Raw genomic sequence first — 25,925 nt, 5'->3', positions numbered from 1 at the left:
GACCGCAGCGCCCGCGCTTCGGTTCCAGTAGCAGCAGAAAGGGATCCGCCCAGTTCACACTGGCCGGATCCCTTTCGCGTTTAATCCGTGGGAGTCTAAGTTATCCACAGGCTGACGCGCCGTGATGGCGGAGTCCGCGTCCCGTTCTGTTGACTGTGCCCATGGGAAGAACCAGATACAGTCTCAAAACCACGCTGACAGCACTGATGGCACCGACATTGGCAGGAGCGCTCCTCGCGGGCTGCAGCGCCGATGCGGACGCTTCCTCAGCAGCAGGCAGCGCCGCCGCTCAGGCCGACCAAAACAGCAGGCCGGCCGAGGAGCTGTGGAGCACCAAACTCAATGTTGTTGGCCAGCCACAGGTCAAGGACGGCACGGCCTTCGTTTATGTGAGCGAGGGCAGGAAGCTGGAGCTGGCCGCAGTTGATGTGGCGACCGGCAAGGTCCGGTGGAAGCATGCGGCAAGCCCCGGAAACGATTACGTGGGCAATCCGCCGTACGTCGCGTTCCTGGAACAGGTTGACGGTAAGAACCTGGTGGCGTTCATTGCGCCGGGCGACTTCAGGTATCGCACTATCAACGAAGCGTGGTGGCCGTGGCTGGACCGTGTCCAGCTCCGGAACATCGACACCGGCGACATCGTCCGCGACACCGGAGGAATGGTGGTGGACCGGGCCCCGGAAGTGTGCCGGGACGATCCCGCCGCCCTGTGCCTCAGCTCAACGAGCGAGCGGGCCGGGCCGGGAATGCGCCTCGAAGCCGGAGCCGCGGGCCTTGTGCCGGACCCGTTGTGGGCCGGCTTGCCTGCGGGCGCGCAGCCGATGCCCGGCGGACGCCTGTACTTCTACGGCGAGGACGCGGGGGATTTCGGGATCGGTGAAGTCCGGGACGGAGAATCAGTATGGCAGCTCGAGGCAGCCGCTGCCTTCGGACCCGGCATTACCATTGGCTCTGCGGTCTACAGCCGCTATCTGGAAGACGAAGAGTCCTACTTGCTGCATTCGGACCTTAAGCCGGACGGTGAGTCGGGATCGCTCGATCTGGCGACAAACCGCATAACGGCCTTGGAAGGTGGAACCGGGACCCGGCTGTGGTCGGCGCCGGGCACGGATTGCAACGACCAGTTCGACACGGGCCCGCACAAACTAGAGGACGGCGCCTTGTTGGGAATCCGTTGCCTGACCCGAGGTAAAGCGATCTTTGACGATGGCGAGATTGCTTCTTTCGAGGGTCTGGATGTCGTTATTGAGGGCTACGGCCTGTTGACTGGCAAGTCGAAATGGCAACTGGACGCGGGTGCGGATGAGGATCTGGTCACCGGCCCGGCTGCGGCAAATTCGGGAGAAGACCTGTCGCAGCGCATTGAGCTGAACGGCAAGCCGGTGCTCCTCGACGTGGCATCGGGCAAAACCTCACCGGCGCCTGACGCAGCGGATGAAGAGGCAGTGCAACACGTCTGTTTTAGCGAGGGCACCTACGAATTCTGGCGGGCGGCCCATCCTGGGGGCGAGGCCCCTACCGAACGAAGCGGCGGTTACCTGGCAACCTCCTGCGCCGGCGGAGAAGGCTTGCGGCCTTCCCAGGCCGCTGTCCGGGATGCAGGAGTGGGCGCCGACGGAGCCTTCCTGATCGCATATGAGGGGAGGCTTACGGCGTATAAGGGCACCGGAAGAAGACGCGGCTTGAGTTAGTTCCACCACATGGGTGCGGGAACGAAATAGAGCCGGGTGGCAAATGGTTTTAGGATGTAACTATCCACCTCTGTACCGGTAACCCCCGCGACATTGGCCGCTTCCCATTCCGGTGTATCTCCGAAAGGCCGCACAGTGACTCAAGAATTTAACCCGTTCGCCTTCGAGGGCTTGACCTACGACGACGTGCTGCTGCTGCCCGGCCCAACAGATGTCATCCCCTCCGAGGCCGACACCAGCTCCCGGTTGTCCAAGCGCATCACGGTCCAGACCCCGCTGCTCTCGGCGGCCATGGACACTGTGACCGAGTCCCGGATGGCCATCGCGATGGCACGCCAGGGCGGTCTCGGGGTAATCCACCGCAACCTCTCCATCCAGGACCAGGCCGAGCACGTGGACCGGGTCAAGCGGAGCGAATCGGGCATGATCACGAACCCGGTGACCATCTCCCCGGACGCGACACTGGCCGAACTGGACGAGCTCTGCTTCAACTACCGGGTGTCGGGACTGCCCGTGGTGGACACGGACGGGAAGCTGCTGGGCATCTGCACCAACCGCGATACCCGCTTTGTGCCCCGCGCCGACTACCCGACCACCAAGGTGCACGAGGTGATGACCGCAATGCCGCTGATCACCGGCAAGGTCGGCATCAGCCGGCCCGAGGTGATCGAACTGCTGGGCAAGAACCGGATCGAGAAGCTGCCGCTGGTCGACGACGCCGGAATGCTGCAGGGCCTGATTACGGTCAAGGACTTCGATAAGGCCGAGCAGTACCCGCTGGCCACCAAGGACGATGAGGGCCGACTGCGTGTCGGCGCCGCTATCGGCTTCTTCGGTGACGGTTACGAACGCGGCATGGCCATGATCGACGCCGGCGCCGACCTCCTCGTCGTCGATACGGCCAACGGCCACAGCAGTGGCGTGCTGGACATGATCGCCCGGCTGAAGAAGGATCCGGCCGCGGCCCATGTGGACATTATCGGCGGACAGGCCGCCACCCGCGAGGGTGCCCAGGCCCTGATCGACGCTGGCGCCGATGCCATCAAGGTAGGGGTGGGCCCCGGCTCCATCTGCACCACGCGTGTGGTGGCTGGCGTCGGTGTGCCGCAGGTGACCGCGATCTACGAGTCCGCCAAGGCAGCTATTCCGGCCGGCGTGCCGCTGATCGCCGACGGTGGCCTGCAGTACTCGGGCGACATCGGCAAGGCCCTGGTGGCCGGTGCCGATACCGTGATGTTGGGGTCGCTGCTCGCCGGAGCTGCCGAAAGCCCGGGCGACCTGGTGTTCGTCAACGGCAAGCAGTTCAAGGCCTACCGCGGCATGGGTTCGCTGGGTGCCATGCAGACCCGCGGCAAGAACACGTCCTACTCGAAGGACCGCTACTTCCAGGCCGATGTACCGGACGACGAGAAGCTCATCCCTGAAGGCATTGAAGGCCAGGTGCCGTACCGCGGCCCGCTCTCCGCCGTCGCGCACCAGCTGGTCGGCGGTCTGCGCCAGACGATGTTCTACACCGGCGCCCGCACCATCGCCGAGCTCAAGGAAAAGGGCAAGTTCGTCCGAATCACCGGAGCCGGACTCAAGGAGTCCCACCCGCACGACATCATGATTACGGCCGAGGCTCCGAACTACAAGCGGTAGCCAATAGCAGTACAAGCGGTAGTCAGACGAAGGCCCGGGCACCCAAGTCCGGGCCTTCGCCGTCGTTAGGCATATCCGGCTACTGCATGTGTTCCGCGCTCCTTCCGCGCCGTATTGTGCCGCCGGTTGTGTCGTCAGCACTGTGTCTGTTGTGTGTCTGCAGAGGCCCTACTAGGCTGGGATCGGCGACGCCTAGCGCCTAACTCCCTTCACCGGCACCCACGCGGCCGGGAACCGCGGGAGCAAAGGAGGTCAAGCCTTCGGGTGAGCGATCAGGTGGACACTCCTTTTGTGACGTGTTGACGTCAGCGGTGCGTGGGGCCGGACGTCGGCGCGTGCAGAAAGAGACTTAATGGTCCAGCAAAAGCACTTCAAGTCCCGGGTCCGCGAACGCATGCAGAAGACGGGCGAGAGTTACACGTCAGCCCGCCTGCAGCTGCTCAAGGCGCTGCCGGCGGAGCCGTCCGTGCCGGGCCTGCTGCCCGGTTACCCGCTCGCCAGCCCGCTGGCGCAGCGCGACGCAGGGCTGTGGCAGCGCGTCCTGGCCCAGGCCGGGGTCGAAAATCCGGCCACTGGCACTCCCTTTACCGAAGCGATGCTCTCCGGACTGGCCGGTGGCATCGGTTTCATGGTGTTCACCTTCGAATACGAACAAATCACGACGGCGACGATTGTCACCCGCTTCCATCCCGGCCCCTACGTGGGCAACCTGATCAACCGCAGCGGCGCCCTTGTGGAGGAGAAGTCCACCACCAGCACCAACGCAGCCCAGGTCAATCTGGACGCCGCGCTGGACGCGGGCCGCGCCGTCGTCGTCAAAGTCACCCAGGGCGCCTTGCCCTGGTACCACTCGGATGCCCTGGAGCACAGCGACTCCGTGGATGTGGTGGTGGCCGGCAAGGTCAACGGCGAGTACCTGATTGACGACGGCGGCTTGCAGCTGCGTGGCGCTACGGCGGCGGAGCTGGCGGGCGCGCGTGGCAAACGCAAGAAGGACAAGCACTGGCAGGCCTCGGTGGTCGATCCCGGCGAAACCACCGTGGAGCAGCTGCGCCGGAGCGTACTGGAATCGGTGGCGGAAACGGCCGGCGTGCTGCTGGGAACGGTACCGCCGGCCGGAATCCCCGCACCTGTCGCGAAGAATTTCGGGCTGGTCGGGATGCAGACCTGGACCGGCCGGCTGTGCGATACCAGGACCAAGAAAGGCTGGCCGGCGATGTTCGCCGACGAGCAGCGGCTGCGGTTCGGGCTGGAACGGATCAAGGAGTGCCTGGCGGGAACCGCCTGGGGAGGGCCGGCGGCGCTTCGGCCGCTCTACGCACGGTTCCTGGCCGAGGCGGCCGCGCTGGACGGCCTGGACCGGCTGCGGCAGCCCGCGCAGCTGTACGCGGCCGTCGGCGAGCGGTGGCAGCAGCTGGCCGACGCCGTCGATCCGCAATGCCCTGCAGAACAGCGGACCGCGCACTTCGCCGCTCTGGCCGACCGGATGGAGGACATCCAGGCGGCGGAGGAGGCCGCGGCAAACTCCCTGTCCGGGTAAGCCGTCCGCTCAGGAGGACCGCAAGCGCCGGACTGTGGACGGACCCGGCTGTCCACAGTCCGCGCCCCGGCCCGGTGTGCGCGCCGCGGTGGGATAACCTAGAGCCGTGACTTACGAGATTGAGATTGGCCGTGGCAAGCGTGGGCGCAGAGCCTACTCCCTGGATGACGTAGCGATTGTTCCCTCGAGGCGCACGCGTGACCCCAAGGATGTCTCCGTCAGCTGGCAGATCGATGCCTACCAGTTCGACATGCCGGTGATCGCCGCCCCGATGGACTCGGTCATGTCCCCGGCGACGGCGATCGCGGTCGGCAGGCTCGGCGGCCTGGGGGTGCTCAACCTCGAAGGTTTGTGGACCCGCTATGAAGACCCGGAGCCGATGCTCGACGAGATCACCGCACTGAGCGAGGAGAGCTTCAGCCCCGCCGCCACCAAGCGGATGCAGGAAATCTACGAGGCTCCGATCCAGGCCGACCTGATCACCTCCCGTCTGGCCGAAATCCGCGAAGCCGGTGTCACCGTGGCCGGTTCCCTGACGCCGCAGCGCACCCAGGAGTTCTACAAGACCGTGCTCGCCGCCGGCGTGGACATTTTTGTGATCCGCGGCACCACGGTTTCTGCCGAGCACGTTTCCCGCGAGCACGAGCCGCTGAACCTCAAGCAGTTCATCTACGAACTGGACGTCCCCGTGATCGTCGGCGGCGCCGCGGGCTACACCCCCGCCCTGCACCTGATGCGCACCGGTGCTGCCGGCGTGCTGGTCGGCTTCGGCGGCGGCGCAACAACGACGACGCGGCGCGCGCTGGGCATCCATTCGCCCCTCGCCTCGGCGATCTCCGACGTGGCCGCAGCACGCCGCGACTACATGGACGAGTCCGGCGGCCGGTACGTCCACGTGATTGCCGACGGCGGACTGGGCACCAGCGGGGACATCGTCAAGGCCATCGCCATGGGCGCCGACGCCGTCATGCTCGGCGCCGCCCTGGCACGCGCCGAGGAAGCTCCGGGCCGCGGCTGGCATTGGGGCCAGGAAGCCCACCACAACGAATTGCCGCGCGGGGACCGGGTCAAGATCGGCACGGTGGGTCCGCTGGCCGAGGTGCTCCACGGGCCTTCACACCACACCAACGGCACGTCCAACCTGGTGGGCGCGCTGCGCCGGTCCATGGCCACTACCGGCTATTCGGACCTGAAGGAGTTCCAGCGGTGCGAGGTAGTCCTCTCGCCGTACATATCAAACGAGTGATCCGCCGATGCTTGGAGGCTGACTGAGTATGAGTTCCGGAGCCATGAGTCCTGAAAACCGTGAGGAGGCCCTGGCCGCCCTGCGGGCCACGCAGGACCACGACCGGGAGCTGGACATACTGATTGTCGGCGGGGGAGTGGTCGGCGCCGGCGCTGCGCTGGACGCCGTCACCCGCGGCCTCGATGTCGGCATTGTGGAGGCCCGGGACTGGTCCTCCGGCACGTCCTCCCGGTCCTCCAAGCTCATCCACGGCGGGCTTCGCTACCTGGAGATGCTGGACTTTGCCTTGGTCCGTGAAGCCCTCCAGGAACGCGGCCTGCTGCTGCAGCGCATCGCGCCGCACCTGGTCCGCCCGGTTCCTTTCCTCTATCCGCTGACCAAACGGTTCGTCGAGCGCCCCTACGTTGGTGCCGGCGTCGCGCTGTACGACGCGCTGTCGGTGGCCAGCGGCCACGGCCGCGGGGTGCCCTTCCACAAGCACCTGTCGCGGCACGGCACCCTGCGGGCGGCGCCGAGCCTGAAGAAGGATGCCTTCGTTGGTTCCATCCGTTATTACGACGCGCAGGTCGACGATGCGCGGTTGGTGGTCAACCTTGTCCGGACGGCTGCGGAGTACGGGGCGCATGCCGCCAACCGGCTGAAGGTCATCAACTTCCTGCGCGAGGGCGAACGTGTGGTCGGCGCGCGCGTCCGCAACCAGGAAGACGGCACCGAGTTCGACATCCGGGCCAAACAGGTGGTCAACGCCACAGGGGTCTGGACCGATGAGACCCAGGCCATGGTCACCGAGCGCGGCCAGCTGAAAGTGCGGGCCTCGAAGGGCATCCACCTGGTGGTGCCCCGGGACCGCTTCCAGTCCACCGTGGGGCTGATCCTGCGGACCGAAAAGTCGGTGCTGTTCGTCATCCCGTGGGGCCGGCATTGGATCATCGGCACCACGGATACCAGCTGGGACCTGGACAAGGCCCACCCCGCGGCGTCGTCGAAGGACATCGACTATCTGCTCGAGCACGTCAACCAGGTGCTCAGCCGCCCGCTGACCCGCGAGGATGTGGAGGGCGTTTACGCCGGACTCCGGCCGCTGCTGGCGGGCGAGAACGACGACACGGCCAAGCTCTCGCGCGAACACGTGGTCGCGCATCCCGTTCCCGGGCTGGTGGTGGTGGCGGGCGGCAAGTACACCACGTATCGGGTCATGGCCAGGGATGCGGTGGACGAAGCAGCGCGTGCCCTGGACGAGCGCGTGCCGCCGAGCTGCACCGAGATTGTTCCGCTGCTCGGAGCCTCCGGGTTCAAGGCGAAGTGGAACAAGCGCAGCCGCATGGCCGACCGTGCGGGAATCCATGTGGCCCGGGTGGAGCACCTGCTCAACCGGTACGGGTCCATGACGGATGAAGTGCTGGACATCATCACCGGCAGCCCCGAGCTGGCCGAGCCGCTGCCGGGCGCGGACGACTATCTGCAGGCCGAAATCGTCTACGCCACCACGCATGAGGGCGCCCGCCATATCGACGACGTACTCACCCGGCGTACCCGGATCTCCATCGAGGCCTGGGACCGCGGTGTCTCAGCCGCCCCCGTGGTAGCGGCCCTCATGGCGCCGCTGCTGAACTGGAGCGGCGAGCAGGAAGCGCGGGAAGTCAAGCACTACCTTGCGCGGGTGGAAGCCGAACGGCTCAGCCAGGAACAGCCTGACGATATCACCGCCGACAGCGCGCGCATGGGTGTGGACGACATTGTTCCACTCAGCTGAGGCACCGGCTGCGAGCACGGACGGAGGCGCTGACGCGCATGACTGAACTCGATCTCACCACGCCGGCCCTGGTGCTGCTGGACCTGGTGGCGGTGGACAAGCAGGACGCCGCCGCGCAGTTGGCTGGGACTCTGCATGCCGCCGGCCGCATCTCGGATCTGGACGGTTTTCTGGCGCAGGTCAATGCCCGGGAACACCAGCTGGCCACGGGACTGCCCGGTGGCGTGGGCCTGCCGCACGCACGCAGCGAGTTCGTGCAGCACACGTCCATCGCCGTGGGGGTAACGAAATTCGGCCACAGCCTCGATTTCGGTGCCGTGGACGGGCCCGCCAACCTCGTCCTGCTGATGGCGACGCCGGCCGCCTCGTTTTCGGAGCATCTGGAGGTGCTGGCCACGCTGGCACGGTCCTTGATGAAAGAGAACTTCCGTGAGTCGCTCCGCCGGGCCTATGACCCGGGCGTCATTGCCGAGTTGATCAACTCCACCATCGACTTCTCCGATTCCTGAGGCACCGCCGGTCCTGGGGAAGGCTTCCGGGCGCGCAGGCAGATTCGTTTTCTACAGGGGCACGAAGTAGGGTTAATAGGTGCTGAAAACTGCCCTCAAACCCCGCTGGATCGCGGCGTTGGTGCTGGCACTGGTCGTTTCGACAGTCTTTGTACTCTTGAGCCAGTGGCAGTTTTCTGCATCCCAAAGCGAGGCCCCGCCGCCGCCCGGCCAGACCGAAACCGTCCAGCCGCTGACCGAGGTCTTTGAGCCCGGCACTCCGATGCATGCCTCGCAGGCAGACCAGATGGTCAGCCTCAACGGCCGGTTCCGTCCGGCGGACCAGGTGCTGGTGCAGACCCGGCTGCAGGACGGCGAGGAGGGGTACTGGGTAGTTACCGCGTTTACCGTTGACGGCGCTCCCGAACAGAACGGCGAAGACGTTTTCATCCCCGTAGTCCGCGGCTGGGTGGCGGATCCGGCGGACGCGACGACAGCACCGGAAGGTGAGGCGACCGTCGTCGGACGCCTGCTGCCGACCGAAGCACCAGCGCCGGGGCAGACCCCTCCGGGGGAAGTGGCCACGCTGTCCGTAGCGGAACTGATCAACGTCTGGAACGCCCCGGCGTATGCAGGTTTTGTGGTCGGCACCGACTTCACCGTGGCGGGCGAGGAGCTGGACACGGCCACCGCCGGCACGGCCATGGAGCCGGTTGTCGTGGGCCCGCAGCCGCAGGAGACGCCGGTCAACTGGATGAACATCTTCTACGCGGTGGAGTGGGTAGTCTTCGCCGGCTTCGCCATCTTCCTTTGGTGGCGGCTCGTCGCTGACGACTACCGCCGAACGCTCGAGGACGAAGAATTCGCCGCCGAAGAGGCCCGCTATCTGGCCGGCCTTCAGGGCGGCACCGATAAAAACAACGAGGTAAGCAAGTGACAGATAACGTGAACCAGCCGAACCCGGATGCCCCGCAGGCTCCCGCCAAGGCCCGGCCTGCCAAGCGGCGCTACGGTGGCACGCACGCGCAGATCCGCTCGGCACTGACGTTCTACAAGGTCACTTCCTACATCACCGGCGTCATGCTGCTGCTGCTCTGCGCGGAGATGATCCTGCGCTACGGCTTCAACCTGTTCCTCTTCGCCGGCGCCACCAATACGCTCACCGGGGAGACCTTCGCGCTTGGCCTGGCGCAGGCGGAACCGTCGGTGGTGGAAGGCGTCAATCTCTCCATCGCCGTGCTGATTGCCCACGGCTGGCTGTACGTGCTGTACCTGATCGCCGACTTCCGACTGTGGTCCCTGATGCGCTGGCCATTCACCCGGTTCATCCTGATCGCCCTGGGCGGCGTCATCCCGTTCCTCTCAATCCTGCTGGAAAAGCGTGTCCACCGGCAGGTGGAAGAAGACCTGGCCGAGCATCCCGAAGCGGCCAAGCGCTACTAAGCCAGCAGGCCAACCCAGGCGCACCAAAGCCAAAACGCACCAAACCCAAGCGGACGACGGCGGGTACCCACCCGCCGTCGTCCGCTTGGCGTTAACAGCCGGAACCGTACGCCAGCGGCGCCGCCGGAGGCCAATGTGCAAGCAGCCGCGCGCGGCGACTATCCTTAGTGGGTGACTAATCCAGCCCCCGCCGCCACGGACCACCGGCCCGTACTTGTCGTTGACTACGGGGCCCAGTATGCGCAGCTGATCGCCCGCCGCGTACGCGAGGCCAACGTGTATTCCGAAATCGTTCCGCACACCCACACCACAGAGCAGCTGCTGGCCAAGAACCCGGCCGCCATCATCCTCTCCGGCGGGCCGTCCAGCGTCTACGCCGACGGCGCCCCGCGCGTGGGCGCCGACCTGTTCGAAGCCGGTGTCCCGGTTCTCGGCATCTGCTATGGCTTCCAGGCCATGGCAAACGCCCTCGGCGGCAAGGTCGCCCAGACCGGACTCCGCGAATACGGCGCCACGGACACCACCATGGTGGGCCAGGCGCGCTCCATTCTCGAAGGTGTGCCGGAAACGCAGAACACCTGGATGAGCCACGGCGACTCGGTGCACGAAGCTCCGGAGGGCTTCGAAGTCCTCGCCAGCACGGCTGGCGCACCGGTTGCCGCCTTCGCGAACGAGGAGAAGGCGCTCTACGGCGTGCAGTGGCACCCAGAGGTCAAGCACTCGGTCCACGGCCAGCAGGTGCTGGAGAACTTCCTGTTCAAGGGCGCCAAGGTGGAGCCGAACTGGACCACCGGCAACATCCTCGAAGAACAGGTCGAGCGCATCCGCGAGCAGGTCGGCACCTCGCGCGTGATCTGCGGACTCTCCGGCGGCGTTGACTCCGCCGTGGCCGCAGCCCTGGTGCAGCGCGCCGTGGGGGACCAGCTGACCTGCGTGTTCGTGGACCACGGTCTGCTGCGCGAAGGCGAAGCCGAACAGGTGGAGCGGGACTTCGTCGCCGCCACCGGCGTAAACCTGTACGTGGCAAACGAGCAGGAGCGCTTCCTGAGCGCGCTGGCCGGGGTCAGCGATCCGGAAACCAAGCGCAAGATCATCGGCCGCGAGTTCATCCGCGCCTTCGAAGAGGCCGAACGCGCCATCATCGCCGAAGCCGCGGCCGAGGGCGAAAGCATCAAATTCCTGGTCCAGGGCACGCTGTACCCGGACGTCGTCGAGTCCGGCGGCGGCGAGGGTGCTGCCAACATCAAGAGCCACCACAACGTCGGCGGCCTGCCCGAGGATCTGCAGTTCGAACTGGTGGAGCCGCTGCGCACCCTGTTCAAGGACGAGGTCCGCTCCGTTGGCGCCCAGCTGGGCCTGCCCGCCGAAATCGTCGGCCGCCAGCCGTTCCCCGGCCCGGGGCTGGGCATCCGCATCGTCGGCGACATCACGGCCGAGCGCCTGGAGCTGCTGCGCAAGGCGGACGCGATTGCCCGCGCCGAGCTGACCGCTGCCGGCCTGGATAACGAAGTCTGGCAGATGCCCGTGGTGCTGCTGGCCGACGTGCGCAGTGTCGGGGTCCAGGGCGACGGCCGCACCTACGGCCACCCGATTGTGCTCCGCCCCGTCTCCAGCGAGGACGCCATGACCGCGGACTGGTCCCGGCTGCCCTATGACCTGCTGGCGCGGATTTCGAACCGCATCACCAACGAGGTCGACGGTGTGAACCGCGTGGTCCTCGACGTCACGAGCAAGCCGCCGGGAACCATCGAGTGGGAGTAACCCCGACGGGTGGCCGCAGCCTCGCAGCTGGTAAAGCTGTGAACTCCCCGGCAAATTCTGCCGGGGAGCGTTGCGGTCACCCGTTTGCCATCACCTATCCGCTAGTTTGAGACACATGCCAATTTGGTCAAGGCTTGTGCCCGAGAGTGAAGAAAAGAGAGTAGCCGTGTCGCGCGATCGCACTGACGAGGCTGCCGAGGATATTCTGACGCACTGGCTGAAACAGCTGGGCCAGCACGCGGGAACAGATACCCTGCTGTACTTCGCGCCGTCCTCGACGAACAGCATCGACCTCACCCATGCCCACCCGTCCGGTCTTGCCCAGCTGCTGACCGGCCGGCGCACCCGGCTGTCCACGTTGCTGCGGGACCAGGCCCAGTACTCGGCGGCCATGAAGACCGCCCGCAGCCTGCGTTCCAAAATCTTCGAGCTCGGCACGGAGCGCGGCATCGACGTCGGCTATCTTGCGGCGGGCACCGCCTCCTGGCGTGTTCCCGAGGTAGGCCGGTCCGAGACGCTGAACGCCCCGATCATGCTTACCCCGGTGGCGCTGACGGTCCGGCCCAGCCAGGATGACTACGAACTCCAGCTCACGGATCAGGCCAGGCTCAACCCGGCACTTGTGAGGCACCTTGAAGCCGAGCAGGGCGTCGATATTGACCCCGAAGGCGTCGCACGGCTGGCGTACAGCACCGCACGGTTCGATCCGCACCCGGTGCTGGAACGGCTGCGGTCGCTGACCCAGGACGTGCGCAGCATGACCATCGAGCATCACCTGCTGGTCTCCACCTTCGCCGATGTGGCGAGCACTGCCGATACCTCCGCACTGGATTCCGCGCACCCGCTGCTGAACGCCATGATGGCGGCAGATCTGGATCCGGAAACTGGCTACCAGGTGCCCGTGCCCGCGGTGGACCTGCCGCCGCTGGACGAGCGCGCACCGCAGGACGAGTTCCTGGTGCTTGACGCGGACCCGGCCCAGCAGCATGTCCTGGATCTGGTCCAGAGCGGCCACTCGGTGGTCGTCTCCGCGCCGCCGGGAACAGGCCAGACGCAGACCGCCATCAACGCCGCGGCGACGCTGGCCTTCGAAGGCAAATCCGTCCTGGTGGTCGCGGAGCGGCGCACCACGCTGAACCAGTTCGCCAAGCAGCTCGACGAGCTCAAGCTCGGCTCCCTGGTGCTGCAGCTGAACGCCAACATCACCAGCCAGCAGCTCAAGGACCAGCTGGTCCGGGCCATCATGCGCAATGAGCAGGCCACGGCGCCGCAGCTGGAGAAACTGCACACCACGCTCAACGACCACCGCCACCAGCTGATGGACCATGTGCAGTCGCTGCACAATGTCCGCAAGCGTTGGAACTGCTCGCCGTACCAGGCCATGCAGTCGCTGGCCAAGCTCACCTCGCTGGATCCGGCCCCGGCCACCACCGTCCGGCTCAAGCGCTCCGTGCTGGACAGCATCGCCGACCGGGCCGAACTGACCGGCCGGCTGCGCCGCGCGGCGGAACTGGGCAGCTTCAGCAAGTCCTCGACCAACAGCCCCTGGTTCGGCGCCAAACTGCTCAACCGCAAGGAAACCGAAGACGCCCACCAGCTCTCTGTGGATTTGGCCCGCGACATCCCCAAACTGCGCGAGCAGATGAACCGGGTGGCAGAGCATTCCCAGATTTCCCTCGGCACCAGCTTCCGCGAATGGGGGCAGCAGCTCCTGTTGTTGGTCGCCGTGCGCGGCAGCCTGGACAAGTTCACCCCGGACATCTTCGACCGGCCGGTCACGGACCTGATTTCCGCAACGGCCTCTTCCGGCTGGCGGCGCGAGCGCGGCATCGAAATGAGCTCCATGACGCGCTCCCGGCTGCGGCGGGTGGCCAAGGAGTACGTACGTCCCGGTGTTCACATCTCGGACCTGCATGAGTCCTTGGCAGACGTGCAGCAGCAGCGCAGCAAGTGGGCCGAATACGCCACCACGCAGCGTCACCCGTCGGTGCCGTCCGGTCTGGCGGAACTGAACAGTTTCTATCTCGGCATCCACAAGAAGCTGCAGAAGCTTTCCGCGCTCCTGGCGGAACCGGCGGACGGCGTGCTGCTGGCCGACCTGGACCAGGACGCGCTGGTGGAGCGGCTGGAAGCACTGGCGGCCGACCGCGAGACGCTGGTGAACCTGCCGGAGCGGACCCTGCTGCTGGAGCAGATGCGCGAGCACGGTCTGGGCGAACTGCTGGATGATCTGGCCGAGCGTGAAGTGGCTACCGAGAATGTCGGCGCCGAACTGGACCTCGCCTGGTGGCAGTCCGCCTTGGAAGCCATGATCAGCGGCGACGATTACCTGGCCATGTCCGACGGCGACAACCTGCGCAAGCTGGAAGCGGTCTACCGGCTGGCCGACAACGCCCATATTGCGTCCGGCGCGTCACGCCTGCGGTGGGAGTTGGCCCAGAACTGGCGGCACGCCATCAAGAGCCAGCCCAAGGCGGCGGGGCGGCTGCGGGAGATGCTCAAGACCTCCGAACCGACCCTGCGCTCCCTGAGCGAGCAGTCGGGCCAGTTGGTGTCGTCGTTGATGCCGGTCTGGGCCGCCTCCCCGCTGGTTCTGCCGATGGTGCTGCCGGCCGAGAAACGATTCGACGCCGTCATTATTCTCGACGCCGAAGCCACCAGCCTGCAGTCGGCGGTCGGGGCCATGGCCCGGGCCGAGCAGGTCATCGCCTTCGGGGACGGCCAACTGGGTTCGGCGGAGCCGTTTGAAGTCAATGTGGACCGGAAGCGTGACCTGGCCCCCGGCATTGAAGCGGATCCTGTCATCAGCAGCTACCACGCGCTGTCGCGCGTCCTGCCGGTACTGCCTTTGACCACCTTGTACCGCGCGGTCGATATGGAACTGGCGCAGTCGTTGAGCAAGGAATTTTACGACGGCGCCGTCACCCGGCTCCCGTCGGCCTGCGAAATCACGGGCGGCGACGGACTGGTGGTGGAATACCTGCCGGACGGAACAGGCCTGCCCGGTGCCGGCCACGAGGGCGTAGAAAGCGTCCCCGCGGAAATCAACCGGGTTGTGGACCTGGTCTTTGAACACGCACGCCACCGGCCTCAGCGTTCGCTCGCGGTCATCACCTCCACCGTCCGCCATGCGGCACGCGTGGCGGAGGCGATCCGCCTGCAAATGCCCAATTATCCTGCGGCTTCAGAGTTCTTCAAGCGGGCGGAGGATTCCTTCCGTGTGGTTCCCGTGGAGCGGTCCTCCGGGCTGGTCCGGGACGACATCATCTTTTCACTCGGTTACGGCCGCACGCCGCATGGCCGGGCCGTGCATAACTTTGGTCCCTTGTCGGAGCCGGATGGCCGGAGCAGGTTCGCCATGGCTATGACTCGGGCGCGGCGTTCGCTGCGGGTGCTCACCTGTTTCCGCCCGGAAGACCTTGATCCCGAACGTCTGAGCCATGGCGCCATCGATTTCTACGAACTGATCAACCGCAAGCTCGGTACAGGCGGGGTAACCGTAGCAGCTGCCTCTGCCGGCATTGATGACCCGCTCGTCGCGGACCTGGTCGAGCGGATCCGCAGCCGTGGCGCGCAGGTGCAGGACCACTACCGGGGAATCCTCGACATTGTCGCCGCGGCAGACCCCTTGCAGCTGCCGGGAGACCATCATCCGACCCTGCCGGTGGCATTGGAGTCGGACGGCACACCGCAGTACCGGAAGATGAGTGTGCGCGAGCGCAGCCGGCTGCGGCCGCAGCTGCTGGAGCGGCTAGGTTGGCGTCCGCTCACGTTGTGGACCATCGAAGTTTTTGCCGACCCGGAGAAGTGCGCGCAGCTGATCGGAGGATACTTGGGACTACAGGATCCGGATCAAGAAGGGACGGGGAGGCACGTGGCCAAGGACGACAAGCCTGCGGAACGTTCCGCGGACCGGCAGGCAGGCGGCACTGACAATTCCGCCGACGCCACGGAAGGCGCCGGAGCCCAGGCAGAACCCAAGGACCAGCAACCGCAAACACGGAAGGCCGCCGCGGCGGCCCTTCGCGGGAGTGCGATCCCGGACCGGGCCAAAGAAGACGATCCGAGGGCCTGGGGTGACAACCGCGAGGACCGGGACGCCTGGCTGAAGGAACAGCGCCCGCCCCACTGGGGCTGACGCCTAACCCACAAGTACCAGGAAGACCTTGCCCCGGCTCGACGCACTTGCCAGGGCCGTGGCCTCGGCCGGTGATGCTGCCACCACCACGAGTCCTTCGCTGTCCTGGCGGCCCAGCAGCCCGGAACTGTCGGCGGTACTCCCTGCCTTCCACAGCACTGGCACGTCGTTTGCCAGCACTTCCGAGGTAGCCGGTTCTTCATAGCCGTTGCCGGTGCTGAGAACGATATCCCCCCGTTGTCCGGGGCTGAGCAATTGCACCGTCGACTGGTCGGCGGGCCTGACCGGGACCGCGACGGTGCCCGGCGGGCTGCCGGCCAGGAGCCCTGGGCCAACGATGGAGGTATCCAGGACAGGGGAACCGGCCCGCAACGCCGTGGCCAGCCGTTGTCCCACCAGGTCCTGGACCGAAGCAGCTGATCCGGAAGGCACGGCCAATGCGGGAAGGCTGCCGGTCACCAGATCCGAATTGGCCAGGATGGTCCCCGCAGGCAGATCCGCGGCCGCAGTGACTACGGGAACGGTCTCAAGCGGGGCCGGAGTGAGCTCGTGGACGGTGAGTCCGGCTGCTGCACAAAGCAGTGCGGCTGCGATCAGACGGTAATGGCGCCTGACCAGACGTCGGACAAGGAGCGGGATGGCCGCCCTGGGTGAATGCTGCATAAGGCCACAGTAAGGACGCCGGGAGCCAGCGGAGCAGGGGCTTGCGGCAGATTGTGCACGGGGCCAGCGGTAGTTCCTGTTGTGGAGGAAGGAACGTCACCGGACGCAGAACACCCGGGGAGCCGTGGCGTCCCCGGGTGGCGTACTGCTAAAGCAGCTTTCTAGCTGGTGGCGGAGGCAGCAGCGGCCGGTGCGGGGGCTGCTGCCGGTGTCGACGCCGGGCTTTCGGACTTGCCGGCGGCCGGAACCGTGCTGGTGCTCTTGGTATCGCGTGAATCGGTCCGGTAGAAACCGGAACCCTTGAAAACGACGCCGACACTGTTGAACTTTTTGCGCAGGTTGCCGCTGCACTCAGGGCAAACGCTCAGCGAGTTGTCGCTGAAGGACTGCTGGATCTCGAAAGCGTGGCTGCAATCTTTGCAGGCATAGGCGTACGTGGGCACTTGAATCCTCCTGAAAATTCCCGGGGGAACAGATCCTGGCCACCCGCTGGGTTGGCACTCGATAGTTCCGAGTGCTAATTCTACACTGTCCCGGGGCCGAACCATATCCAACCCTCTGCCGTCACGGCACCGTCCAGCGGGGCGTCCAGTTCAGTGACCTCGAAGCTGCCGGGAGCCACAACTTCGTGAGGGTAAAAGACCCCGACTTCTTTTGGCTGCTCGGGCAGCCGGGCGACGCCTGCCAGGAACCGGTCATAGTAACCGCCGCCCTGACCTATCCGGTTGCCGTCGGCGTCAACCGCCAGGCCGGGTACCAGGATCAGCGGGACATCGGCCATGATGGCTGACGGCAGCCGTTCCCCGACCGGTTCGTAGACCCAGGCCCGCGGACTGCGGACCAGTTCCACGCCGTCGTACCACTGCACCCAGCTGAGCTGGTACTCCGGCTCGCAGACGGGGACGACCACGCGGTAGCCGGCCCGGGTCAGGGCAGGCAGCAGCAGTTCGGTGGAGGGCTCCGCGCCGGTTGAGAGATAACCGGCAACGGTACTGCCGCGTTCCGCGCCGGCCGCTTCGAGTCCCGCCATGACATGGTCGGCCAGCTGTTCGGCAGCCGCGCGACGATCGGTCTCGGGCAGATCCTGCCGCAGCTTGCGGAAGTGTGCACGGGCAGAGGCTTTATCCAGAGGTGTCACGGCAATCCTTGTTCGAAGGGTCGTTGCCGCCGTCGAATACACTGAGGCGGCAGCTGTCATGCTAATTCATATTTTGACGCCGCGGATGGGTAATCTTATTTCCATGAAGTCTCATCGCACCGTACGCAAGGCCGTTATTCCGGCCGCCGGTCTCGGCACCCGCTTCCTGCCGGCAACCAAAGCCATGCCCAAAGAGATGCTGCCGGTAGTGGATAAACCGGCCATCCAGTATGTGGTTGAGGAAGCGGTCCGCGCGGACATCACGGACATCCTGATGATCACCGGACGGAACAAGCGGCCGCTGGAAGACCACTTCGACCGTGTGCCCAACATCGAGTTCGTCCTCGAAGAAAAGGGCGACCTCGACAAGCTGGCCTTGGTGCGCGAGGCATCGAACCTGGCTGATATCCACTACGTGCGCCAAGGCGATCCCAAGGGACTAGGACATGCCGTGCTGCGCAGCCGCCAGCACGTTGGTGACGAGCCGTTTGCCGTGCTGCTCGGCGATGACCTGATCGACGAAAACGATGAGCTGCTGCGCCGGATGATCGACGTCCAGGAGAAGACTGGTGGATCCGTCGTCGCCCTGATGGAAGTCGAGCCCGCGCAGATCAGTGCCTACGGCTGTGCCGACGTCAGCGAGATGGACGGTATCGACTGCGTGCAGGTCAACCGGCTGGTTGAAAAGCCATCGCCCGAAGAGGCTCCCTCGAACCTGGCCATCATCGGTCGGTACGTGCTGCACCCGTCGGTCTTCGACGTGCTGGAAGAGACAGGTCCCGGCAGGGGCGGCGAAATCCAACTGACCGACGCGCTGGAGACACTCGCGTCCCGTGAAGGAGAGGGCGGGGGCGTTTATGGTGTGGTCTTCCGTGGACGGCGGTACGACACGGGTGACAAGCTGAGCTACCTGAAGGCTGTAGTGACCATCGCCTCGGAACGCGCCGACATCGGTGAGGACCTGCGCTCCTGGCTGAAGGAATTCACCGAAGGCACACAGGGCTGAGACCAGGCTGGCGGCGGTGCTGAATTCGGCCATCTGGCCCGTCAGAGTTGAATGCGGTAATTTGGCGCTGCGCCCGATCTCCCGCCGGGACAAGCGCGAGTGGCTGCAGTTGCGCCAGCAGAACGCGGCGTGGCTCGCCCCTTGGGAAGCCTCCAATCCGGATCCCAGCGGTTCCTTGCCGCAGTTTGCCGAGATGGTTCGATCGCTGAACCGGCAGGCGAAGCTGGCAACAGCGCTGCCGTGGATCATCACCGAGCTGCAGCCGGGCCGGCCTGCACCGGTGATCGTCGGGCAGTTGACCGTATCCAGCATCGTCTGGGGATCGGCCATGATGGCTACCCTCGGTTACTGGGTGGATCAGGCTTCGGCCGGTCGCGGCATCGCACCTACGGCAGTAGCGATGGCCACGGACCACTGCTTTCGCGCCCTGGGGCTGCACCGGATGGAAATCAACATCCGCCCGGAGAATTCCGCCAGCTTGCGGGTAGTGGAAAAACTTGGCTTCCGGGACGAAGGACTGCGCCCGCGCTACCTGCACATCAACGGTTCATGGGCGGATCACCGGTCTTTCGCGCTGACTGCGGAGGAAGTCCCGGACGGACTTCTTCCCGGTTGGCTCGAAAGCAGCGGACGTTCGTGCTGACCTGCTGGTTTATCAATTTCCGGTGACATTCGCCGACACACCGTGACTAATACCGCATCCGGCATGTTTTAGCTTCTACGGTTTTGATTGTGGACATTCAAAGCTCAGTGATCTTCGTAGTGATCGTGGGGCTTTGGCTTGTCTGGGTAGGACCGTACTTACTTCGCTTTCTTGGAACCGCAACGCTGGCCGAGGCGCTTCCGGGCCAAGGAATATCATTCGACTCAGGACCCGTCACGGCCACAGGCAGTGCAGCTCAGGGGATCATCATGGAAAATAACGCCCATTCCGGAACAGCCCGCGCCGCCTCCGGGCCTGCGCGCGTCGCCCCGGAGGGCGCTGCCCGGGAGCAACATGCGCCCGCGCCCCTGAACATCCGCTACGGCCGTACTGCTCTGGCCCTGGTGGGAGCCGGCGCATTGCTGACTTTCGTCATCGGTGGGGGACTGGCGCTCTTCGGCATGGTGTCGGGCAGTGTCCCGGGGGTCGCAATGCTGGCTGTCGCCGCCGTCGTTCTTATGCTGCGTATGCTGGTGCGGCGTGACAGGCGCCGCCGTGCAGCCGCACGCGTGAACAGGGCTTTTGAAGAAGCGATGAATCCGCCGGTCCACCATCTCTCACCACTTCCGCAGCGGGAAACGGTGCTTTTCGACGCGGCGGCCGACGCAGACGCCGCAGCAGCGAACGCTTCGGAAAAGCCGGAACCGGTTGCCGCGCCCCAACGCCTGACAGCGGAGGAACTCCGCGCGGAGGCACTCAAAGTTGCAGCGGAAGCCGATTCAAAAAGCGCAGCGGCTTCCGCGCCCGGATCGGGTCCCACCTGGCAGCCCGTAGAAGTGCCGAAGCCGACCTATGTTGCCTCTGCCAAAGCGGAACGGCCGGCCCCAGCACCGCTGCCGGCCCCGGAAGTGAAAAAGCCGACGGCGAAGACGCCCATCAAACAGGCCGCCGTGGCTCCGAAGACAGACCTGCCGGTCGCCGCGAAGGACGGAGCGTCTCCTGCTGCCAAGGAAGTGGCGCCGCAGCCGGGCAAGATCAATCTGGATGCGGTGCTGCAGCGGCGCCGGGCGTGAAGGCCGCAGCACTGGCAACTGGCGATCAGAGGGTCCGCTCCGGTAAGGGGCGGGCCTTCTGCCTTTCCCCGGCTGGAGGGAGCCGTTCCTGCGGCGGGATGATATGAAAAGGAGTATGAACGCTCCGAGCCGGGACCTGATGCGGGCCGAGACCGATGGCATCGACCTGCTGGAGAGCATGAAGATGCAGCAGCCGCTGGAACTCGCGGTCGGCACTCTCGGCACGAGTATCCAGTCTTGGAAACTGGCTAAGCTGCAGCACCGCCCGGGTGCCGGAGCGACCGGGATCTACAGCGTGGACGTGCGGGTCCCCGACGGGACTGTACGCACTGAATACGTCTGCATCACCACTTCAATGGTTCCGGACAGCGGCGTTCCCGTGGTCCGGCTGGATGACGGAAACATTACGTTGACCGCCTGGCTGTATCCCGCGGATCCGGTGTTAACCGGGTTGGCAACTGCCTGTGACTCCGCCGCTATGGCACGCGCCGCCTTCGGAGGCGGTGACGTTGACCTGCGGATGATCAACTACCGGCCGCTCCGCCGGGCAGTGCTGGAGGCTTCGCAGGGAGCATCGCGCGTGTTCATTAAAGTTGTGCGCCCGGACAAGGCCGACGCGCTGTTGCGGCGCCATCGGCTGCTCACGGAGGCCGGACTCCCGTCGCCGGCGCTGATACCCGGCCCGGCTACCGGCGTGGTGCTGCTGCGTGAGGTTCAGGGAACGCCGCTGGCCCAAGCGCTCATGGATGACGGTGCGTCGCAACTGGCCCCCGACACGCTGCTGGCGCTGCTGGACCGGTTGCCCGCCGGGGTGATGAAACTGTCCCGCCGCCCGGCGTGGGCCGAACGCGCGGCGGACTACGCGCGGGCCGCCGCGGCCGCTCTACCGCGGGAGCAGGAACGGATTTTCCGCCTGGAGGAGAACATCTCGAAGGTGCTGGCGGTGACCAAGCCTGGCCCGTTGGTACCAACGCACGGCGACTTTTACGAAGCGAATCTACTGATCGACGGCGGCACGGTCACCGGAGTGCTGGACGTGGACTCGCTGGGGCCCGGCTACCGGATCGATGATCTCGCCTGCCTCATCGGCCATCTGGCGGTACTGCCCGCTGTTCATGAGGGATACATCCACGTACCGCAGGTTATGGAGCGTTATCTGCGCGCCTTTGACCAAGCTGTTGATCCGGCAGGGCTGAGAGGCCGCTCCGCCGGGGTGGCTTTGTCCCTGGTAGCCGGCGCCAAGACCTTTGGCCAGGGCGGCGGCTGGCAGCAGGACGCACTGGAGCGTCTGGCCATCGCGGAGCGGCTTGCGGCCGAAGCGGTTCAGCTGTCCGCGGCCAGCCGGTAACCCATGCCCCGTACGGTGGCGAAGCGCTCGGCTCCCAGTTTGTTGCGAAGGTAGCGCACATATACGTCGACCACGTTGGAACCGGGATCGAAATCGTAGCCCCAGACGCGGGAGAGGAGCTGCTCGCGGCTGAGGACCTGGCCGGGGTTGCGCAGGAAGGCTTCAGCCAACGCGAATTCGCGGGCCGACAGATCGATCTCTCTGCCGTCAATGGTGGCACGTCTGGTGCGCAGATCGAGCTGCAGGTTTCCGCTGCTGAGAGTGCTCATATCCGACGTCGGTGCTTCGGTCCGCAGCCGTAAGCGCACCCGGGCGAGCAGCTCTTCAAAGCGGAAGGGCTTGGCCATGTAGTCGTCGGCACCGTTTTCGAGGCCGGCCACCGTGTCGTCGACGGAACTGCGTGCGGTCAGGATGATGACCGGAGTGTCGTTCCTGGCCTCGCGGATTCGGCGGAGCACCGTAAAACCATCCTGGTCCGGCAGACCGAGATCCAGCACGATCAGCTCGAAATCACCTGTCATGGCCAGGTGATAGCCCTCACGGCCGGTGGCCGCAACAGTAGGTACGTAGCCGGCCGATTTCAGGCCCTTGGCGACAAACGAACTGATCCTGTCCTCGTCTTCGATAACCAGAATCTGGCTCATACTGGATCCTCCTGCTCGGGCTGGCGTTCTCGGATAACGATAGTGAAGGTGGAACCGTGTGCTGGCGCGCTGGCCAGTTCAACGATCCCGCCATGGGCATGGACGATGGCGTTGACGATGGTCAGTCCCAGTCCGGATCCTTCGGCTCTGGTCCCGTTGGTGCCACGGGCAAAGCGTTCGAAGATCCGGGTCTGGTCCTCGGGGGCGATTCCGACGCCCTCGTCGCGGACCCAAAGGCGGAGTTCGCCGGCGACGGCCCGGGATCCGACGGCAATGGTTGAACCTGTTGACGAAAACTTGACGGCATTCGCAGCCAGTTGCAGCCAGGCCTGGGTCATGCGTTTCGGGTCGAGGCTCCATGTGTGTTCGGCGCGGGAGTCGACGACCCACCGCCGGTTGCCCAGTGTGCAGGCTTTGTCCAGCACATCATCCGTCAGCTGCCCGACCTCCAGCGGGCGGGGTTTGACGAATCCGGGGCGCTCCGCGCCCGCGAGCGTAACAAGGTCATCAACCAGCAGCCGCATGCGGTCCAGTTCGTCGAGGGCAATAGCGCGGACGGAGTCAACATCTTCCGGATCGCGCGAGTCCTGCAGTTCCAGGTGCCCTTGGACGATGGTGATCGGCGTGCGCAGCTCATGTCCGACGTCGTCGAGCAGTTGGCGCTGGGCTGTCATCGAGCCCTGCAGCCGGTCCAGCATCTCGTTGAAGGTCCGCGAAAGCTCGGAGAGGTCATCGTGCCCGCTTACGGGAATACGGCGGGACAGGTCGGTTTCGGTGATCTTCTGGGCGGTTTCCCGCACCAGGCGAATCGGAGCCAGCAACCTCCCGGCCACCAGCCAGCCCACTCCGGAAATGAGCACGAGCGCGGCCAGGCTGATCAGCGTATAGGTCCGGAAGTTGTCGCCGAGCTCCTCGAGTTCCGCATCGTAGTCGAAGGCCAGCAAAAATATGCTGTGGGTGGGATCCGAGGACAGCTGAACAGGTACGGTCACGGCCCGGTAAGTGGTCTGCTCGGTTTGGATGGAGGTGAGGATGATCCGCTCTGTCTCCGGTTGGGCCACGACCTTGTCGATGAGTTCGTGATCGTCTTCCAAACGCAGCTGGACCGAGTTGTTGGCGGTCAGCGCAACCTGTCCGTCAACGATGCCGACCATGCCTTCGTTCTCGGCCGGTGCGGTGCGGGCCATGACGGTGCGGACAAGTTGGCTGCCCCGGGTGAATTCCTGTCCGGTCTCGGGATCAATCCCAATGTCGGCCAAGGTATCGAATTCTTCGACGGACCGCCTCAGCGAATCGTCGATGCGCTGATTAATCTGGCCGCGCTGCAGTCCGAAGAGCACGGCGCCGGCTACCGCGAGGCCCAGGGTGGACAGTGCGAGTACGGCCGCGAGGACACGGGTGCGGACGGACAGGCCGTCCAGGCGCCTAAACATCCGTCCCGGTCATCATCGTCTCGATTTTAGTCGTCATCGTCATCGCCGTCGTCAGCATCGAAATCGTCGTCTCCGTCGTCGTAATCAACCGGTGGTGCGGGCGGCACCGGGACGGGGGCAGGAGCCGGTGGCGGAGCGGGAGCGGGCGGTGGCTCGGGGGCAGGAGCCGGGGCCGGCGCAGGATCAGGTGCCGGGTCGGGATCCGGCGCTGGTTCCGGCTTCGAGGTACGTCCGGCGTCCGGGGCGGGTTTTGCCGAAGGCTTGTCTCCTGATCCGGGATCCGGCGATTCAGCTGGCGGTGTGGAGGCCGAAGGGGAGGGGGTGAATACTATCGACGGCCCCAGATCGGAGGGGTCCGGACTGCGGAGAGTGCTCGCCACGGCATAGCCTGCCAGCCCCATGCCGAGCACGATGGCAACGGCCGTGAGTACATAACGGATGGTCGAGCGCTGCATGCTTCAAGTATTCCGACGCAAGATGAGACGAATATGAGAAGCGTCAGTTCTCGGCTGCCTCTTCCGCCGCGCGGCGTGCCTCCTCGGCTTCATCCTTGCGGCCGAGCGAGTCCAGCGCCGATGACAGTCCCAGGTTGGCGGCAACCCGCAGCATCCGGCTGACCTCGGGCTGGGCCAGCACCATCCGGAACATCGGCACCGCGTCCGCGGGACGGTCCAGCTCCGCCAGGACATGCGCGGCGAAAAGCTCGGAATTGCCGGCCGAAGCAGCGTCGTCCGCCGCGGAGTACAGGTCCGCGGCCTGCAGGGCAGCGGAGACAGCAGCAGGCCCATGGTCGAGGGCCCAAAGCCCGCGGGCCCTGGTGTCGCTGTAGTCCGCCTCGTACCAGTGCGCCCCGTAGTCCCGCGCCAGCCGGATCGCCTCGTCCAGCTGGGCGATGCCGTCCTGATCCCCGGCTTCGCACATCGCATGGCCGAGGGCGTGGAGGGCCTGCGGCAGGGCAGCGGCATCGTCGGAAGATTTGCGGGCCGCGGCAACGGCGGCCTCGAAGCAGACGATCGCGTCCGCGTCATGGTCTTCCCGCGACAGCAAGGTGCCGATGGCCAGCAGCGACCGTGCAGCCTCGCCGTACTCTCCGCCGCCGGTGAACTCGGCCACGGCCTCGCGCCAGCAGTCCAGGGTGTCGGCGGTGCGTTCGGCATGGCGGTGCGCATGTCCCAGGCTCATCAGGGTGCGGGCCTTGTCCGAGTGCGGAGCGTCGGTCAGCCGCTGGCGCTGCAGCAGCTTGCCCAGCACCTGGGCAGCGAGTTCATACTCCTCCGCCTCCAGCAGCTGGTTGCCCAGCGCCAGGCGCAGCGTCAGTTCCTCCTGGACTTCGCCGCGTTCGGCCTGCTGCACGGCCGCGCGCCAGGCCAGTACCGAACTCTCCGCGTCCCCGGCGGCAGCACAGAGCTGTGCCACGACGACCGCGGCGGAGATGGCGCCCTTGCGGACGCCGCAGGCAGCGTAGAGCTCAAGAGCAGTCAGGGCATACTCGATGGCTTCGTCGTCGTGCTCCCCGGTGTTGGCGAGGTTGGCTTTCAGTAGCCACATGGAGGCCGCCAGTGCGCGGTTGGCCGGAATGGCGAGCAGCCGGTCTGCCGCGGCGACCGCCTGCCCGGGCTGGTCCAGCTGCAGGTAGGTGTGCGCGAGATACATTAGCGCTCCGGCGAGACTGTCGGTGCGCTCGCCGGCGGCATAACCCTCCACCGCGTCCTCAAGCAGGGCGACCGCCGTGGAGCGGACCCCTTTTTGCGAATGTGCGACGGCGATGGCCAGCTTGACGTCGGCCAGGACGCCGACGGGCGCCTTGGTCGCCTGAAGCTGCTCCAGCGCGGCTTCCAGCACGGGCAGTTCCGCGGCGGTCGCTTCGCGGAAGAGGACTGTCCCGAGGTCAGCCTCGACGGAGGCCTGGACTTTGCGGCCAGCTGTGCGCAGCCGCTCCACCCGCTGCGCCAGGTAGTACTCGGCGTCCGAAGTCTGGTCTTGGATCTGGGCGACGGCTATCAGGACCGAATACAACGCCAGCACGGTATCGGTGTCGGATTCGGTAGCCTGCTCAAGTCCCAGGCGTGCCAGGGTAACCGCGCCATAGTGGTCCTCCGCATACGCCGCTTCATAGGCCCGGTCCAGGCAGTCACGGGGATTCGCCGGCGTTGCGGCAGGATCCGGCCCGGCAGCAGCGAGGACTTCCAGAAGCCGCCGCTCGATGGCGGGCATAGCCACGCTCCAATCCGGCGGGACAGGGTCCGCGCGATGCCTTGCTGGCCTGATCCCCATGC

At 65.8% G+C, this 25,925-nt stretch carries 21 protein-coding genes; 14 read left to right on the top strand and 7 right to left on the bottom strand.

Features of this window, described 5'->3' with window-relative positions; genetic code table 11:
- The first annotated feature begins 161 nt into the window (after positions 1–161).
- From AC20117_RS00985 to AC20117_RS00940, 10 genes are all read left to right on the top strand, one after another.
- A complete protein-coding gene (locus tag AC20117_RS00985) occupies positions 162–1,691 on the top strand; it encodes a PQQ-binding-like beta-propeller repeat protein (RefSeq protein WP_139186803.1) in 1,530 nt (509 codons plus the stop codon).
- 135 nt (positions 1,692–1,826) lie between these two features.
- Positions 1,827–3,332, top strand: a complete 1,506-nt coding sequence (gene guaB, locus AC20117_RS00980; RefSeq protein WP_074701396.1) for an IMP dehydrogenase — start codon at positions 1,827–1,829, stop codon at positions 3,330–3,332.
- Between the two features lie 352 nt (positions 3,333–3,684).
- Positions 3,685–4,872 carry a BtrH N-terminal domain-containing protein gene (locus tag AC20117_RS00975; protein WP_074701397.1) on the top strand — a complete coding sequence of 396 codons (1,188 nt, stop codon included), beginning with the start codon at positions 3,685–3,687 and terminating at the stop codon, positions 4,870–4,872.
- Positions 4,873–4,978: 106 nt separating this feature from the next.
- Positions 4,979–6,118 carry a GuaB3 family IMP dehydrogenase-related protein gene (locus AC20117_RS00970; protein ID WP_074701399.1) on the top strand — a complete coding sequence of 380 codons (1,140 nt, stop codon included), beginning with the start codon at positions 4,979–4,981 and terminating at the stop codon, positions 6,116–6,118.
- A 28-nt stretch (positions 6,119–6,146) separates the two neighbouring features.
- The gene (locus tag AC20117_RS00965; protein ID WP_074701400.1) at positions 6,147–7,871 is read left to right on the top strand and encodes a glycerol-3-phosphate dehydrogenase/oxidase; all 1,725 of its coding nucleotides are present in this window, start codon (positions 6,147–6,149) and stop codon (positions 7,869–7,871) included.
- Positions 7,872–7,909: 38 nt separating this feature from the next.
- The gene (locus AC20117_RS00960; protein ID WP_074701402.1) at positions 7,910–8,380 is read left to right on the top strand and encodes a PTS sugar transporter subunit IIA; all 471 of its coding nucleotides are present in this window, start codon (positions 7,910–7,912) and stop codon (positions 8,378–8,380) included.
- 79 nt (positions 8,381–8,459) lie between these two features.
- Complete coding sequence (locus AC20117_RS00955) at positions 8,460–9,296, top strand: SURF1 family protein (RefSeq protein ID WP_236777408.1); 837 nt, start codon at positions 8,460–8,462, stop codon at positions 9,294–9,296.
- A gap of 8 nt (positions 9,297–9,304) precedes the next feature.
- Positions 9,305–9,802, top strand: coding sequence for a DUF3817 domain-containing protein (locus AC20117_RS00950; RefSeq protein ID WP_074703308.1), 498 nt, complete (start codon positions 9,305–9,307; stop codon positions 9,800–9,802).
- Between the two features lie 171 nt (positions 9,803–9,973).
- A complete protein-coding gene (guaA, locus tag AC20117_RS00945) occupies positions 9,974–11,563 on the top strand; it encodes a glutamine-hydrolyzing GMP synthase (RefSeq protein WP_074701403.1) in 1,590 nt (529 codons plus the stop codon).
- A gap of 115 nt (positions 11,564–11,678) precedes the next feature.
- The gene (locus AC20117_RS00940) at positions 11,679–15,701 is read left to right on the top strand and encodes a DUF4011 domain-containing protein (RefSeq protein ID WP_074701405.1); all 4,023 of its coding nucleotides are present in this window, start codon (positions 11,679–11,681) and stop codon (positions 15,699–15,701) included.
- A gap of 3 nt (positions 15,702–15,704) precedes the next feature.
- Here AC20117_RS00940 and cpaB read toward each other — a convergent pair whose 3' ends face one another.
- From cpaB to AC20117_RS00925, 3 genes are all read right to left on the bottom strand, one after another.
- Complete coding sequence (gene cpaB / locus AC20117_RS00935) at positions 15,705–16,364, bottom strand: Flp pilus assembly protein CpaB (protein ID WP_074701406.1); 660 nt, start codon at positions 16,362–16,364, stop codon at positions 15,705–15,707.
- A 161-nt stretch (positions 16,365–16,525) separates the two neighbouring features.
- A complete protein-coding gene (locus AC20117_RS00930; protein WP_074701408.1) occupies positions 16,526–16,807 on the bottom strand; it encodes an FmdB family zinc ribbon protein in 282 nt (93 codons plus the stop codon).
- 80 nt (positions 16,808–16,887) lie between these two features.
- The gene (locus AC20117_RS00925) at positions 16,888–17,502 is read right to left on the bottom strand and encodes a 5-formyltetrahydrofolate cyclo-ligase (RefSeq protein ID WP_158300421.1); all 615 of its coding nucleotides are present in this window, start codon (positions 17,500–17,502) and stop codon (positions 16,888–16,890) included.
- 103 nt (positions 17,503–17,605) lie between these two features.
- On the opposite strand from AC20117_RS00925, the gene galU reads away from it, so the two are divergent.
- The 4 genes from galU to AC20117_RS00905 all read left to right on the top strand — a co-directional run bounded on the left by galU (position 17,606) and on the right by AC20117_RS00905 (position 21,572).
- Positions 17,606–18,508 (top strand): UTP--glucose-1-phosphate uridylyltransferase GalU, encoded by a 903-nt coding sequence (galU, locus tag AC20117_RS00920; protein ID WP_074701409.1) that lies wholly within the window; start codon positions 17,606–17,608, stop codon positions 18,506–18,508.
- 19 nt (positions 18,509–18,527) lie between these two features.
- Positions 18,528–19,151, top strand: a complete 624-nt coding sequence (locus tag AC20117_RS00915; protein WP_074703310.1) for a GNAT family N-acetyltransferase — start codon at positions 18,528–18,530, stop codon at positions 19,149–19,151.
- Between the two features lie 269 nt (positions 19,152–19,420).
- The gene (locus AC20117_RS00910; protein ID WP_083339793.1) at positions 19,421–20,224 is read left to right on the top strand and encodes a hypothetical protein; all 804 of its coding nucleotides are present in this window, start codon (positions 19,421–19,423) and stop codon (positions 20,222–20,224) included.
- A 115-nt stretch (positions 20,225–20,339) separates the two neighbouring features.
- Entirely contained in the window at positions 20,340–21,572 is a 1,233-nt protein-coding gene (locus AC20117_RS00905; RefSeq protein ID WP_074701412.1) for an aminoglycoside phosphotransferase family protein, read from the top strand.
- On the opposite strand, the gene AC20117_RS00900 is transcribed toward AC20117_RS00905, so the two are convergent.
- The 4 genes from AC20117_RS00900 to AC20117_RS00885 are packed head-to-tail and all read right to left on the bottom strand — an operon-like array spanning position 21,548 to position 25,863.
- Positions 21,548–22,216, bottom strand: a complete 669-nt coding sequence (locus AC20117_RS00900) for a response regulator transcription factor (RefSeq protein WP_074701414.1) — start codon at positions 22,214–22,216, stop codon at positions 21,548–21,550. The genes AC20117_RS00905 and AC20117_RS00900 overlap by 25 nt on opposite strands.
- Positions 22,213–23,649 carry a sensor histidine kinase gene (locus tag AC20117_RS00895; protein WP_074701415.1) on the bottom strand — a complete coding sequence of 479 codons (1,437 nt, stop codon included), beginning with the start codon at positions 23,647–23,649 and terminating at the stop codon, positions 22,213–22,215. Before AC20117_RS00895 ends, AC20117_RS00900 begins: the two co-directional genes overlap by 4 nt.
- 26 nt (positions 23,650–23,675) lie before the next feature.
- Positions 23,676–24,104: a hypothetical protein gene (locus tag AC20117_RS23180; RefSeq protein ID WP_074701417.1), complete on the bottom strand. Its 429-nt coding sequence runs from the start codon at positions 24,102–24,104 to the stop codon at positions 23,676–23,678.
- 43 nt (positions 24,105–24,147) lie between these two features.
- Complete coding sequence (locus AC20117_RS00885) at positions 24,148–25,863, bottom strand: tetratricopeptide repeat protein (protein ID WP_074701418.1); 1,716 nt, start codon at positions 25,861–25,863, stop codon at positions 24,148–24,150.
- Between the last annotated feature and the right edge of the window lie 62 nt (positions 25,864–25,925).

The organism is Arthrobacter crystallopoietes, from assembly GCF_002849715.1.
GTDB lineage: Bacteria > Actinomycetota > Actinomycetes > Actinomycetales > Micrococcaceae > Crystallibacter > Crystallibacter crystallopoietes.
This window is presented reverse-complemented; position numbering and strand designations above follow the sequence as displayed.

Bases quoted from the DNA above. Each gene is read 5' to 3' on its own strand.
- AC20117_RS00885 (WP_074701418.1), bottom strand. From the start codon at position 25,863: ATGCCCGCCATCGAGCGGCGGCTTCTGGAAGTCCTCGCTGCTGCCGGG.
- AC20117_RS00960 (WP_074701402.1), top strand. From the start codon at position 7,910: ATGACTGAACTCGATCTCACCACGCCGGCCCTGGTGCTGCTGGACCTG.
- AC20117_RS00905 (WP_074701412.1), top strand. From the start codon at position 20,340: ATGAACGCTCCGAGCCGGGACCTGATGCGGGCCGAGACCGATGGCATC.
- galU (WP_074701409.1), top strand. From the start codon at position 17,606: ATGAAGTCTCATCGCACCGTACGCAAGGCCGTTATTCCGGCCGCCGGT.
- AC20117_RS00910 (WP_083339793.1), top strand. From the start codon at position 19,421: ATGGAAAATAACGCCCATTCCGGAACAGCCCGCGCCGCCTCCGGGCCT.
- AC20117_RS00975 (WP_074701397.1), top strand. From the start codon at position 3,685: ATGGTCCAGCAAAAGCACTTCAAGTCCCGGGTCCGCGAACGCATGCAG.
- AC20117_RS00895 (WP_074701415.1), bottom strand. From the start codon at position 23,649: ATGTTTAGGCGCCTGGACGGCCTGTCCGTCCGCACCCGTGTCCTCGCG.
- AC20117_RS00985 (WP_139186803.1), top strand. From the start codon at position 162: ATGGGAAGAACCAGATACAGTCTCAAAACCACGCTGACAGCACTGATG.
- AC20117_RS23180 (WP_074701417.1), bottom strand. From the start codon at position 24,104: ATGCAGCGCTCGACCATCCGTTATGTACTCACGGCCGTTGCCATCGTG.
- AC20117_RS00900 (WP_074701414.1), bottom strand. From the start codon at position 22,216: ATGAGCCAGATTCTGGTTATCGAAGACGAGGACAGGATCAGTTCGTTT.
- AC20117_RS00965 (WP_074701400.1), top strand. From the start codon at position 6,147: ATGAGTTCCGGAGCCATGAGTCCTGAAAACCGTGAGGAGGCCCTGGCC.
- cpaB (WP_074701406.1), bottom strand. From the start codon at position 16,364: ATGCAGCATTCACCCAGGGCGGCCATCCCGCTCCTTGTCCGACGTCTG.
- AC20117_RS00940 (WP_074701405.1), top strand. From the start codon at position 11,679: ATGCCAATTTGGTCAAGGCTTGTGCCCGAGAGTGAAGAAAAGAGAGTA.